Annotated in this window: 14 protein-coding genes; 1 reads left to right on the forward strand and 13 read right to left on the reverse strand. The window is 45.1% G+C overall.

Annotated elements, in window-relative coordinates:
• The first annotated feature begins 167 nt into the window (after positions 1-167).
• On the forward strand, positions 168-422 hold the full coding sequence (locus MSA64_RS01135; RefSeq protein WP_330639014.1) for a hypothetical protein: 255 nt from the start codon (positions 168-170) through the stop codon (positions 420-422).
• Positions 423-569: 147 nt separating this feature from the next.
• Here the strand turns inward: MSA64_RS01135 and MSA64_RS01140 are convergent, their stop codons facing one another.
• From MSA64_RS01140 to MSA64_RS01200, 13 genes are all read right to left on the reverse strand, one after another.
• Positions 570-893: a hypothetical protein gene (locus MSA64_RS01140; RefSeq protein WP_235904302.1), complete on the reverse strand. Its 324-nt coding sequence runs from the start codon at positions 891-893 to the stop codon at positions 570-572.
• Positions 894-919: 26 nt separating this feature from the next.
• Positions 920-1,480 (reverse strand): Fe-S-containing hydro-lyase, encoded by a 561-nt coding sequence (locus MSA64_RS01145; RefSeq protein ID WP_154431177.1) that lies wholly within the window; start codon positions 1,478-1,480, stop codon positions 920-922.
• A gap of 1 nt (position 1,481) precedes the next feature.
• Positions 1,482-2,324, reverse strand: a complete 843-nt coding sequence (locus MSA64_RS01150) for a fumarate hydratase (RefSeq protein WP_022172900.1) — start codon at positions 2,322-2,324, stop codon at positions 1,482-1,484.
• Positions 2,325-2,464: 140 nt separating this feature from the next.
• The gene (locus MSA64_RS01155) at positions 2,465-4,075 is read right to left on the reverse strand and encodes an FAD-dependent oxidoreductase (protein ID WP_022172899.1); all 1,611 of its coding nucleotides are present in this window, start codon (positions 4,073-4,075) and stop codon (positions 2,465-2,467) included.
• Between the two features lie 13 nt (positions 4,076-4,088).
• Positions 4,089-4,763 carry a 2Fe-2S iron-sulfur cluster-binding protein gene (locus tag MSA64_RS01160; RefSeq protein ID WP_022172898.1) on the reverse strand — a complete coding sequence of 225 codons (675 nt, stop codon included), beginning with the start codon at positions 4,761-4,763 and terminating at the stop codon, positions 4,089-4,091.
• Between the two features lie 20 nt (positions 4,764-4,783).
• Positions 4,784-5,638, reverse strand: coding sequence for an FAD/NAD(P)-binding protein (locus tag MSA64_RS01165; RefSeq protein ID WP_227617412.1), 855 nt, complete (start codon positions 5,636-5,638; stop codon positions 4,784-4,786).
• Entirely contained in the window at positions 5,638-6,678 is a 1,041-nt protein-coding gene (locus MSA64_RS01170) for a 4Fe-4S dicluster domain-containing protein (RefSeq protein WP_287890191.1), read from the reverse strand. The genes MSA64_RS01165 and MSA64_RS01170 overlap by 1 nt, the downstream gene beginning before the upstream one ends.
• A gap of 3 nt (positions 6,679-6,681) precedes the next feature.
• On the reverse strand, positions 6,682-7,656 hold the full coding sequence (locus MSA64_RS01175; protein WP_117522929.1) for a 4Fe-4S dicluster domain-containing protein: 975 nt from the start codon (positions 7,654-7,656) through the stop codon (positions 6,682-6,684).
• Positions 7,644-8,087, reverse strand: coding sequence for a hydrogenase iron-sulfur subunit (locus tag MSA64_RS01180; RefSeq protein WP_154431174.1), 444 nt, complete (start codon positions 8,085-8,087; stop codon positions 7,644-7,646). The genes MSA64_RS01175 and MSA64_RS01180 overlap by 13 nt, the downstream gene beginning before the upstream one ends.
• A complete protein-coding gene (locus MSA64_RS01185) occupies positions 8,078-10,066 on the reverse strand; it encodes a CoB--CoM heterodisulfide reductase iron-sulfur subunit A family protein (RefSeq protein ID WP_106493508.1) in 1,989 nt (662 codons plus the stop codon). The genes MSA64_RS01180 and MSA64_RS01185 overlap by 10 nt, the downstream gene beginning before the upstream one ends.
• A gap of 5 nt (positions 10,067-10,071) precedes the next feature.
• On the reverse strand, positions 10,072-10,461 hold the full coding sequence (locus MSA64_RS01190) for a 4Fe-4S dicluster domain-containing protein (protein ID WP_022172892.1): 390 nt from the start codon (positions 10,459-10,461) through the stop codon (positions 10,072-10,074).
• The gene (locus tag MSA64_RS01195; RefSeq protein ID WP_022172891.1) at positions 10,461-11,285 is read right to left on the reverse strand and encodes a CoB--CoM heterodisulfide reductase iron-sulfur subunit B family protein; all 825 of its coding nucleotides are present in this window, start codon (positions 11,283-11,285) and stop codon (positions 10,461-10,463) included. The genes MSA64_RS01190 and MSA64_RS01195 overlap by 1 nt, the downstream gene beginning before the upstream one ends.
• Positions 11,286-11,365: 80 nt before the next feature.
• Complete coding sequence (locus tag MSA64_RS01200; protein ID WP_154431172.1) at positions 11,366-12,316, reverse strand: L-lactate dehydrogenase; 951 nt, start codon at positions 12,314-12,316, stop codon at positions 11,366-11,368.
• Between the last annotated feature and the right edge of the window lie 167 nt (positions 12,317-12,483).

The following is a 12,483-nucleotide window of genomic DNA, read 5'->3' on the forward strand; positions in this document are numbered from 1 at the left end:
GAGCAACGAGTCAAAGTCCGTGCTTGCACGGAACCTTGAGGAGTGCCGCGATAACGATAAAAACTCGCAAAGCGTGTTTCTATCGTTTAAATGCATTTTGGCTCGTAACTGTGAAGGTACTGAACAGTTACAAACAAAAAACTGACGAAAGGCTGAAAAGCGACAGCATGGGAAAAAACGATGCAAAACAAATCGATTTTACCCGGAAGCATGAAGAAGATTTGCGGCGTCTCAGGGGACTGAGATTGCTGGATGATGATTTCATGCAAAAGGTATTCGAAGACAAGGCATGTACAGAACTTTTGCTTCAGATTATTTTGAAGCGAGCAGACCTGAAAGTGCTGCATGTAAAAGGACAGCAGGATATCAAGAATCTGCAGGGGCGTTCCTGTTTTTCTATTATTTTATCTTTCTGCGACTAAAATAAAAATCTTCATTTCCATGAAACTGTTTTATTTTTAACAACATTTTCTGACTTTTGTCGCATTTTTTCGGATGGAGTCTGAAAGGGCGCAAAAAACTGCCGCCGGAACACTTTGATACTGTGTTCCGACAGCAGTCTACATTGTTTATGCCTGTTTTGCGTCTCGTTCTTTGTCTAATTTTACATTTCTAAAGTAAAGAATTATGTCGATCGTAATTTCAGCTATATTTAGAAAATAGAAGAACCATGCAAGATAAAACAGCCAACTGGTCTCTACGCCCATGCCGAGTTGCATGAATTTGCGAGCGATACCGAATACATAACCGATCCAGATAAAGCACTCAAAGAAAAGGCTCTTTCCTTTCGCAGTTCTGGAAACCCATGATTTCCAGATGGAAATCGGCCAGGACAGTCCGAAGCAAAGAATCATCACGGCTTCCATCAGGTCAGTAATCATTTCCATATCCATCGTAGTATTTCTCCATTTCTTTTCAGTTATTTATTTTTTTCTTTTAAATATTCCGCTCTTCCCTCTTCATACAGGTTGTTTCCTTCACTGTCGATGATAACAACCAGCGGCATATCTTCCACATACAGTTTACGCAGTGCTTCTGCTCCCAGATCTTCATAAGCAATCAGTTCTGCTTTTTTGATACATTTTGCCAGAAGAGCACCCGCTCCTCCGATGGCACCAAAGTATACTCCACTGTATTTTTTCATTGCGTCTACTACTTCCGGCAGACGGGCACCTTTACCGATCATTCCACGGGCACCAACAGACATCATAGTCGGTGCATAAGCATCCATACGGCCACTGGTTGTAGGTCCGGCAGATCCGATAACCTGACCTGGTTTTGCAGGTGTCGGTCCTACATAGTAGATGGTAGCATCTGTGGGATCAAAAGGAATCTTCTCTCCTTTTGCCAGTGCTTCACACATTCTCTTGTGTCCTGCATCACGGGAGGTATAGATTGTACCTGTTAACAGTACCTGATCTCCTGCGTGAAGTGTTTTTGCCAGTTCCTCTGTAAGAGGCAGTGTTATCTTCTTAGCCATATTAGATCACCTCCGTTTTGTGACGGGTTACATGACAGTTGATATTGATGGCACATGGCATACCTGCGATATGGGTAGGCATGGTCTCGATATTCAGTCCGATTGCTGTTGTCTTTCCGCCAAATCCCTGTGGTCCGATACCCAGTTCATTGATTTTCTCCAGCATTTCTTTTTCCAGATCTGCATAGAACGGATCCGGATTGGAGGAATCCAGTGGTCTCATCAGAGCTTTCTTGGCCAGAAGGGCTGCTTTATCAAAAGTTCCACCGATACCAACACCGACTACCATCGGCGGGCATGGGTTAGGACCTGCTGTTTCAACTGTCTCAATGATAAAATCCTTGATTCCCTGCAGACCGTGAGAAGGTTTGAACATACGGATCGCACTCATGTTTTCGCTTCCGAATCCTTTCGGTCCTACGGTAATCTTGATATTTTCTCCCGGAACGATCTCTGTATAGATCATAGCCGGTGTATTGTCACCGGTGTTTCCACGGCGTACCGGATCTTTGACAACGGATTTTCTCAGGTATCCTTTGTCATATCCGCGGCGAACTCCTTCATTGATAGCATCTGCCAGATCTCCGCCTACCATATGTACGTCCTGACCGATTTCCAGGAATACACATGCCATACCGGTATCCTGACAGATCGGTACACATTCATTGTCTGCGATCTCAAAGTTCTCGATGATATTGTCCAGAACTCCTTTTGCAATCTCACCGTCTTCACAGGCACGACAGTTTTTAATCGCGCATTTTACATCTTCCGGAAGATGCTCATTTGCTTCGATACAAAGCTTTTCCACTACATCAGTGATCTGCTTTACGTCTATCTCTCGCATTCCACTCCACTCCTTTTTATTCTTCTGAACCAGAGATAATAGTCTGATCAGCAAAATCTTCTATTTCTCTGAAATGTCCTGTATCGGTAACCAGACGAGAGTTTCCCCTCGTCTGGTATGCCTTCTTACCTGTCTGTTTCTTATCTTTCGTGTCTTGCATAATGTGGAAGCAGTAACGGAGAAACGTGATCTGTTTCAACACCGGCTGCTTTCAGTTCCTCATCATACGCTTTTACATGATCCAGGTTCATCTCACCCAGTTCAACATCTTTGCATTTTGCAGCTGCTTTCTTACCTGCGTTTCTACCGAATACGATAACATCCAGAAGGGAGTTACCCATCAGTCTGTTTCTTCCGTGGATTCCGCCTGCAGCTTCTCCGGCAACCAGAAGGTTCGGGATTTCTTTTGTGAATCCGTCTCCTGTGATTTCCAGACCACCGTTCTGATAATGCAGTGTCGGGTAGATCAGGATCGGAACTTTTCTCATATCGATACCGTAGTTCATGTACATACGGAACATAGCCGGGATTCTCTTCTCAATGGTGCCTTCACCACCAAGGATCTCGATCATAGGAGTATCCAGCCATACACCTTTTGCTCCGCCCGGAACATCTACGCCACGGCCTTCTTCACACTCGCGGATAACACCGGATGCATTGACATCACGAGTCTCCAGCGGATGGATATAAGCTTCACCGTTTGCATTAACCAGCTGTGCACCAACGGAACGAACTTTTTCAGTTACCAGTGCACCAAGGATCTGTGACGGGTAGATTGCTCCTGTCGGATGATACTGGATAGAATCCTGATATAACAGGGCAGCACCTGCTCTGTATCCCAGAACCAGACCATCGGCAGTTGCACCGTAATGGTTGGATGTCGGGAATCCCTGATAATGCATTCTTCCTGCACCACCGGTTGCGATAACTACTGTTTTTGCTCTTGCAACAGAGTAGTCACCTGTTTCCATGTTCAGAAGAACAGCTCCTGCAACCTGACCTTTTTCATCTTTGATCAGTTCTACTGCTGATGTAAATTCAACAACCGGGATTGCACGGTTGATCACTTCATCACGCAGAGTACGCATGATCTCTGCTCCGGAGTAGTCCTTTGCAGCATGCATTCTCTTTCTGGAAGTTCCGCCACCATGGGTAGTTACCATAGTTCCGTCTGCCTGTTTGTCAAATTCAACACCCAGCTCGTTCAGCCATTTGATAGCATCCGGAGCTTCCATAACCAGTCTTTTTACCAGTTCTGGTTTTGCAGCAAAATGTCCGCCACCGAAACAGTCCAGATAATGCTGTACCGGTGAGTCGTTTTCTTTGTCTGCTGCCTGGATTCCGCCTTCAGCCATCATGGTGTTGGCATCACCAATACGCAGTTTTGTAACGATCATTACGTTTGCACCTGCTTTGTGTGCTTCGATAGCACAGGAAGAACCTGCTCCACCACCACCGATAACAAGTACATCTACATCGTAGTCTACTTTTGTAAGATCTACATTGTCAGTCATCAGGCGGCTTGTGGAATGAAGCATATCAGCCAGCTCCAGAGGAGCTTTCTGACCTTTGTTCGGTCCAACTTTGATCTCAGCAAATGCGTCTGGGTTATAATCTGGATGGAATTTTTTCAAAAGAGCGTCTTTTTCGTCTGCTGTCAGACGTCTTGGCTCTGTTGCCATACGCTGTGCTCTTGTAGCCTCTACCTTTTTGATAGATTCCATCATATTTTCCGGATATGGTGCATACATATTTTACGCCCTCCTATTTCTCAATATCTCTGTTGTTGTAAAGTTCTTCCATTTCTGTGATCGGTTTCTGCATGATCTTCTCGATCAGGTCATCGTAAGCACCTTCGTGGATCTCTTCCACTCTCTTTGTCAGATGTTTTGCTTCCGGTGCAATATATTTTCCTGTGAGACGTCTTGCCAGAAGACCTACCATCGGATGAGAAATACCAGCCGGGCATCTTACAGAACAGCATCCGCAGCTTACACAGTCAAAGGATTCTTCTGCACATTTCTCCAGTTCACCTCTCTGTGCATATGCGATATACTGCATAACATTCAGATCCTGTGTACATGCTTTTGTACATGCGTTACATCCGATACAGCTGTAGATTTCCGGATACAGTTCCATCATGATCTGAGCATTCGGTTTGATCTCTTCGATATCGTATGTTCTCTTATCGGTCGGGAAGAATGGGATACTTGCCACATACATGCCTTCCTGAACCTGTGTCTGACAGGCCAGACAGGTTTTCAGCTCATTGTCACCCTTGATTCTGTAGATTGTTGCGCAGGCTCCGCAGAAACCATGACGGCATCCACATCCTCTTTTCAGAGTGTAACCGGCATACTCCATAGCTGTCATAATTGTCAGTTCTGCAGGCACACTATATTTTTTACCGAAAAAATATACATTTACCATTTTTTCCATTTGTCGGTACCAGTCCTTTCTTAATACTCGTTAGGTAATTCGTCGATTTCATCAAAGCGGAATACCGGGCCGTCTTTACATACGTACTTGGATCCGATATTGCAACGTCCGCATTTACCAACACCACATTTCATACGAAGCTCCAGGGTTGTGTACACCTGTTCTTTGGTGAATCCCATTTCCTGAAGACCAGCCAGAACAAATTTGATCATGATTGGCGGTCCGCAGACCAGAGCTACTTTGTCAGTGTCGAATCCGATCTCTTTCAGATAAGTCGGAACAAATCCTACATGACCGTCCCAGCCTTCCTGTTCACGGTCGATGGTCAGATATACGTTTACGCCTTCTGCTTTCATCCACACTTCCTGGATCTCTTTTAACTGAACCAGATCGTCAGCGGAACGGGATCCGTAAAGGATATCTACAGTTCCGTAGTTCTCACGGTTATCCAGTACGTAGTTAATTACAGAACGAAGTGGTGCCAGACCGATACCGCCGGCGATAAACAGCAGGTTTTTACCCTTTAATTCGGTTTCTACCGGAAAATAGTTTCCGTACGGTCCGCGGACTGTGATCTCATCACCTACCTGCAGGCTGTGCAGGTAGTCAGTAAGCATACCACATTTCTTAATACTGAATTCCTGGTACTCTTTATTGGTCGGTGAAGAAGTAATGGAAAACATACCTTCACTTACACCCGGTGCACATACCATGGCACACTGACCCGGCATATGTTCAAATAATTTTCCTCCTTCCGGAGCGTTGACACGGAATGTTTTTACATCCGGTGTCTCCTGACGGATATCTGTGATGATACCAACCTGAGGGATCAGGGTATCCAGCGTGTAATTTTTATGACAGGTACATTCGCTCATTATTTGTCACCTCCCTGTTTTTCAAATGCTTTGATTACTTTTACAATATTTAAGGATGCCGGACATTTTTCCACGCAACGGCCACATCCCACGCAGGAGTACATACCGTTGTTATTTGCCGGATAGTATACCAGTTTGTGCATAAATCTCTGACGGAATCTCTGCATCTGGCTGGTACGGTTATTTCCATGAGCCATCATGGTGAAATCAGAGTACATGCAGGAATCCCAGCAGCGGTATCTCTGTACACCGTGTCCGGTATCATAGTCTTTGATATCGTAACACTGACAGGTCGGACATACGAAGGTACAGGTACCACATGCCAGACATGGTTTATACAGTTCTTCCCATACAGGGGAGTTGAACTTTTCTGTCAGTGCATCTCCGTTCCATCCTTCCAGAGACAGATCGGAATATGGCAGTTTTTCTACGATCGCACGAATAGCAGTTTTTTCTGTTTCCAGTTTTTCTGCATCTGTGCCGTCAGCTTCTGTCAGGAGGCTTTCTACTGCTTTGGTCAGTGCCTCCCCCTTGTCAGTCAGGGCTTTCCAATACAGTTCGCCGTCTACCATCCAGGTAGCCACATCTGCTGCAGGTTCTGCACAGTCGATGCCGAATACTTTACAGAAGCAGGATTCTTCCGGCTCATGACATGCCATGGCAACGATGGTTCCGTGTTCTCTTCTTGCAGCGTAGAAGCTGTCGACAGGATCACTTAAGAATACGTTATCCAGAACTTTCACACCCTGGATATCACAGGCTTTCATACCAAATACTACAAACTTCTGCTCTTTCAGCGCTTCCGGCTGGATGCTCAGTTTCTTTCCGTCTCTCTGTACAGTATACAGATTTTCACTCTGTGGGAAGAATGCATCTTTGGGAGATTTTACTGTTTTCAGGGTCTCCAGGGATACTTTTGCATCCGGAGTCCATGCTTTATAGTTCACCTGTCCGCTTACTTCTACCGGCAGATATAATTCCTGATTCTCGGCAATACTCTGGAATAATGCCGACAGATTTTCTTTTGCTATCTTATACATACATTATCCCCTTTCTGTTACGATACTCGGTTCCGCATCGTCAAATGTGAAGTTTGTCAGCGGTCCTTTGGAATCGGTATCTTCACCGGCCTGATATTCTCCATACAGTTCATCGATATCTTTGATAAATTTGCGGTTGAACAGGTGAAGCGGGATACCCTGTGGACATACTCTGCTGCACTCACCACAGTCTGTACATCTTCCGGCCACATGGAAAGCACGGATGATATGGAACATCTTCTCTTCAAAAGAGTCCACATTTGCTTTCTGGGAACTGTCAAATTTATTGCTGTCAAAAACACATTTTCTGCAGCTGCATGCCGGACATACATTTCTGCAGGCGTTACAACGGATACATTTGCTCAGCTCGCTCTGGAAGAAAGCAAATTTTTCTTCCGGGCTCATAGCTTCGATTCTTCTTACTTCATCAAAACGATCTGCATCTTTGGTGTCCTTGGACTCGCCGATGATCTCGTCATAGATCTGATGTTCTTTGCCTTTACATACATGACATCTTTCCAGCATACCGTCTTTGTAAGCACATGTCTTCTCACCGTAGATAGTCTGGATTGTCAGTGTCTCGGCATCGTCTGTGATCTCGGCACCCTGGATGGACTGAATACCTTTGATTCCCTGTTTTTTGATCTTTTCGATATCCAGTTTTCCTTTACATCCCACACCAACGATGTAGGCTTTGTCTCTGTCTACTCTGTGCTCTTTGATCAGCTGGTTGAAGCTGTAAGTATCACAGGGTTTCAGACATACCATGGTCTTTCCTTCCAGTTTGGAAGCTTCGATCATATATTTACTTAAGTTAGCTCCGCAGAATCCGTTATATACGAAATCTTTCAGAGATTCTTCTGTCTCAAAGTACGCAGGTTCCGGATTGTAAGGCAGGTCTCCGGCTTTCCAGCCAAGAACCCGGGCTACTGTTCCGTCTGCCAGCAGTTCTTTCGCACGGTTGATTAATTCCTGCATCTTATATCCTCCAATCTTACGTTCTTACCAAGAGAGTAGATTTTTTCTACGAACTCATTCATTGTTGTAGAGAATTTTACACCCTCTGCTGCAGATACCCATTCTACACGAGTACGTCCGTTTTCCACACCGATATAATCCAGCATGGAGAACAGCAGTGTCATACGTCTTCTTGCGTAATAGTTACCGGTGCTGTAATGGCAGTCACCCGGGTGGCATCCACACATGATCACGCCGTCTGCACCTTTTTCAAAAGCACGCAGGATGAACATTGGATTGACACGGCAGGAACAAGGTACACGAATGATTTTTACATCTGCCGGGTAGCTCAGACGGCTGCTTCCGGCCAGATCGGCTCCTGCATAACTGCACCAGTTACAGCAGAACGCTACAATTTTCGGTCTGAATTCTTCTTTTGCTTCTATCGACATATTGCATCTACCTCCGCTATAATCTGTCTGTTAGAGAATCCCTGCAGATCCATCGCTCCGGATGGGCAGGCTACGGTACAAGCACCACAACCCTGGCACAGTGCGCTGTTAACCTGAGCTACGCGGCGGGTCTCACGGATACCGTGGTCAAAAATTTCTTTATCTTCGTATGTGATTGCTCCGTAAGGACACACATTTGCACAGGTAGAACATCCGTTACACAGAGTTTCATCCGGTTTTGCGGTACACGGATTGGTCATCAGTTTGTCTTTTGCCAACAGTCCGATGGCTTTTACAGCAGCTGCGCCGGCCTGTGCTACAGTTTCCGGAATATCTTTCGGTCCCTGGCATACACCGGACAGGAAGATACCTGCTGTCGGTGATTCTACCGGACGGAGTTTTGCATGAGCTTCTGTCAGGAAGTTGTTGGTATCGATACTTGCTGTCAGCATAGTTGCAATCTTACGAACATCAGGGTTCGGTTCGATGGCTGCTGCCAGAACAACCATATCTGCTTCTTTCAGGATCTGTTTGTTATCTAACAGGTCAGATCCCTGTACCAGCAGTTTTCCGTCTGGCTGAGGAATCACTTTTCCTACCTGACCTTTGATATAATTTACTCCATACTGTTCTACGGCTCTTCTGTAGAACTCATCGAAGTTCTTACCAGGAGTACGTACATCAATATAGAAGACAGTTACATTTACATCCGGATATTTATCACGGATCAGCATTGCATGTTTTGCTGTATACATACAACAGATCTTGGAGCAGTAGCTCTTTCCTCTGTCATCAGAGCAACGGCTTCCCACACACTGGATGAACACGATTTCCTTCGGAGCTTTTCCGTCAGAAAGACGTTCCAGATGTCCGCTTGTAGGACCTGCTGCATTCATGATACGTTCCAGTTCCAGAGATGTGATAACATCCTTACTCTGGCTGTAAGCATATTCGTCGTAGTTATCCAGTTTGATGATGTCAAATCCGGTTGCAACTACGATTGCACCGTATTTTTCTGTTACAATCTCGTCTTTCTGATCGTAGTCGATGGCACCTGCCTGACATACTTTAGAACATACACCACATTTTCCGGTTTTGAACTTGATACAGTGTTCACGGTCGATTACCGGTACATTCGGGATTGCCTGAGCAAATGGTGTGTAGATCGCACTTCTGTTATTCAGACCGCGGTTGAATTCGCTTGGTGCTTTCTTGGAAGGACATTTTTCCTGACATACGCCACATCCGGTACATTTGTCCATATCAACGCTTCTTGCTTTTTTACGGATATCAACCGTAAAGTCGCCTACGAAACCGGATACTTTTTCTACTTCACTGTATGTATAAATATGAATTTTTTCGTGAGCTGCAGCTTCCACCATCTTTGGTGTCAGGATACATGCAGAACAGTCCAGAGTCGGGAAGGTTTTGTCCAGCTGGGACATTCTTCCGCCGATACTTGGCTCTTTCTCAACGATATCTACTTCATAACCTGCATCTGCAATATCCAGAGCTGTCTGGATACCTGCGATACCGCCACCGATAACCAGTGCACGTTTTGTTACAAGGCTTTCGCCCGGCTGCAGCGGTGTGTTCAGGTTTACTTTTGCTACTGCTGCTCTCATCAGAATCACAGCTTTTTTTGTTGCCTCTTCCATATCTTTATGGATCCAGGAACAATGTTCACGGATGTTGGCAATTTCTACCATGTATGGGTTCAGTCCGGCTCTCTCAGCTGCTTTCCGGAATGTTGCCTCATGCATACGTGGGGAACAGGAACAGATTACCAGTCCTGTCAGCTGTTTTTCTTCGATCGCTTTTGCGATCAGGGCCTGTCCGGCTTCGGAACACATATACTGATAGTCTTCTGCATGAACAACACCCGGCTCCATAAGAGCCATCTCTGCTACTCTTTTCACGTCTACCGTTGCTGCGATATTACTTCCGCAATGACAGACAAATACTCCTATTCTCTGCACCAGGGTTACCTCCTATATCTTCTGAATGCACTGACTAACAACTGCTGCGGCAGTTCCGGATCCAGTAACTCCGGAATCTCATCCGGTGTCAGATAATTCTGACCTTTCTGGCGGACTACCAGCTGTCTTGCTGCGTCGATCAGTTTACCCGGTTTTACATCTCTCGGACAACGCTCTACACAGGCAAAGCAGGAGAGACATTTCCACAGTGATTTAGAATTGACCAGTTCTTCGATGTTCTCATTGGCTACATAAGATACGAACTGATGTGGTTTGATATCCATCTCGTTAAAAGACGGGCAGGAAGCAGAACATTTACCGCATTTCATGCACTTCAGGGGATTCACACCACTGATCTCTTTGATCAGTTCTGCCTGTTTTTTCTCGGTACTCATTATTCAGCCACCTCCTTGTCGGATGTCAGTGTCTGCAAAGCTTCCTCTTTTACTCCGAGAGCTTCTGCCAGAAGTTCTGTGAAGTAGTGAACCGGCAGTTTGCCGTTTCCGCTCTTGTTCAGGTTGTACAGACACAGTGGACAGGCGGTGATCAGCATCTCTGCACCAAATCCTGCTGCGCTGTCCATGATATTGTTGCACATGTTTTTGGACATGTCCTTTTCTTTCAGAGAAATGTATCCTCCGCAGCATTCGTTCCGGTATGGATACACAACCGGTTCAGCACCGATGGCACGGATGAAATCTTCGATAATGGTTGGATTCTCCGGATTATCAAATGCCATGATCTTGCCCGGACGAAGAAGCAGGCAGCCATAGTAAGCGCCGATTTTCTTTCCGGTTAACGGATTCACTACTTTTTTCTTTAATTCATCAAACCCGATACGGTCACGGAGCACTTCCAGAAAATGGAGCACTTCAGTCTCGCCTTCATATGGCTCTGCCAGTTTCATGTAGTTGTTTGCTCTGGTACGGATATCTTCTACATTCTTCATATCATCATTGACACGTTTGATCACGTGATGACAGGCAGAACAAAGAGTTACCAGATCCTGACCTTTTTCTTTGGCCTCATTCAGAGCACGGACGGAAGAAAGTTTTGTGGCAATCTCATCAGAACCAAGTGGATATACACCACCGCAGCACTGCCAGTTGTCGATTTCTTCCAGTTCAAATCCCAGTGCCCTTGCAGATACTCTGGCATATGCATCCAGATCTCTTGCTTTTGTTCTCAGGGTACAACCCGGAAAATAACTGTACTTCATAGTTCCTGTATCCTTTCTTTATGTAAGTTTCCTGCCTGTCGGTCACCGGTTGCAGCCAACAGACATTCGTTACTGTCTGCTTAATCCAGATCGATCTGTGCGATGACTGCTTTCAGCGCATCGGCACTCTTATGTAACTGTTCGATCTCTTTTTTGTTCATACGCATCGGCACTTTACCCTGAATACCGTTTGGTCCAACCAGTGTCAGTGTGCTTAAGCATACATCGTCAATTCCGTATTCTCCATGCATCATGGAAGATACGGTTGTGATGGAATCAGAAGAAGCTGACAGGATAGAGCAGAGTTTGCATACGGAAGCAGATACTGCGTAGAAAGTAGCTCCTTTTCTTTTGATAATCTGTCCGCCGGATTTCTGTACGTATTCGAGCATCGCATCTTTGTCCACTTCTTTTACTTCTTTTCCCATGCTCTTTGCAATATCGTAATATTCATCCAGGCTTACACCGGATACATATGCGCCGGTCCACGGAATAAAGGATGTGTCTCCATGCTCACCAAATACATAGGCATGAATGTTGTTCTGTGCTACATTGAGATGTTCGGAAAGTCCGCAACGAAGACGAGCAGAATCCAGAATAGTTCCGGATCCGATGATCTGATTTTCCGGAAGTCCGGAAATCTTGGTAAATATATATGTCATGATATCTACAGGATTACTTACAATGATATATAAAGCATGCGGAGCCACTTTTACAATCTCCGGTGTGATAGATTTCAGGATATTTACATTGGTCTGTGTCAGTTCGATTCTTGTCTGACCAGGTTTACGTGCGATACCGGAGGTGATAATTACGATGTCAGAGTCTTTCGCATCTTCATATTCACCGGCAATGATGGAGATCGGGTCTCTGAAGCAGGTTCCCTGTGCGATATCCATGACTTCGCCTTCTACTTTTTCTTTGTTAATGTCGATCAGGACGATCTCTGATGCAACATTCTGATTAGATAAGGTATACGCAATTGTGGAACCAACACTTCCGGCTCCTATAACTGTAATTTTGCTGCTCATAGTGTCTCCTTCTTCCTTTCTATTTGTCTATTTTTTAACAATTGTGGCAAAAAAATATGAAATCTTCGCTTTCTATCGATTAGCTTTTTTGGATTTTCTCATAAAAATATAAGAGTTCACACTTCTCCCTCCGCTAAGATAAGTATCAGCTCGATTCCATTTGGATA

This window comes from Oliverpabstia sp. (assembly GCF_022785585.1).
In the GTDB taxonomy this organism is placed as follows: domain Bacteria; phylum Bacillota; class Clostridia; order Lachnospirales; family Lachnospiraceae; genus Oliverpabstia; species Oliverpabstia intestinalis.

What these genes read in the sequence shown, in the direction of transcription:
- MSA64_RS01200 (WP_154431172.1), bottom strand. Translation starts at nt 12,316, where the DNA reads ATGAGCAGCAAAATTACAGTTATAGGAGCCGGAAGTGTTGGTTCCACA.
- MSA64_RS01160 (WP_022172898.1), bottom strand. Translation starts at nt 4,763, where the DNA reads ATGGAAAAAATGGTAAATGTATATTTTTTCGGTAAAAAATATAGTGTG.
- MSA64_RS01195 (WP_022172891.1), bottom strand. Translation starts at nt 11,285, where the DNA reads ATGAAGTACAGTTATTTTCCGGGTTGTACCCTGAGAACAAAAGCAAGA.
- MSA64_RS01145 (WP_154431177.1), bottom strand. Translation starts at nt 1,480, where the DNA reads ATGGCTAAGAAGATAACACTGCCTCTTACAGAGGAACTGGCAAAAACA.
- MSA64_RS01175 (WP_117522929.1), bottom strand. Translation starts at nt 7,656, where the DNA reads ATGCAGGAATTAATCAACCGTGCGAAAGAACTGCTGGCAGACGGAACA.
- MSA64_RS01150 (WP_022172900.1), bottom strand. Translation starts at nt 2,324, where the DNA reads ATGCGAGAGATAGACGTAAAGCAGATCACTGATGTAGTGGAAAAGCTT.
- MSA64_RS01180 (WP_154431174.1), bottom strand. Translation starts at nt 8,087, where the DNA reads ATGTCGATAGAAGCAAAAGAAGAATTCAGACCGAAAATTGTAGCGTTC.
- MSA64_RS01190 (WP_022172892.1), bottom strand. Translation starts at nt 10,461, where the DNA reads ATGAGTACCGAGAAAAAACAGGCAGAACTGATCAAAGAGATCAGTGGT.
- MSA64_RS01170 (WP_287890191.1), bottom strand. Translation starts at nt 6,678, where the DNA reads ATGTATAAGATAGCAAAAGAAAATCTGTCGGCATTATTCCAGAGTATT.
- MSA64_RS01140 (WP_235904302.1), bottom strand. Translation starts at nt 893, where the DNA reads ATGGATATGGAAATGATTACTGACCTGATGGAAGCCGTGATGATTCTT.
- MSA64_RS01165 (WP_227617412.1), bottom strand. Translation starts at nt 5,638, where the DNA reads ATGAGCGAATGTACCTGTCATAAAAATTACACGCTGGATACCCTGATC.
- MSA64_RS01155 (WP_022172899.1), bottom strand. Translation starts at nt 4,075, where the DNA reads ATGTATGCACCATATCCGGAAAATATGATGGAATCTATCAAAAAGGTA.
- MSA64_RS01135 (WP_330639014.1), top strand. Translation starts at nt 168, where the DNA reads ATGGGAAAAAACGATGCAAAACAAATCGATTTTACCCGGAAGCATGAA.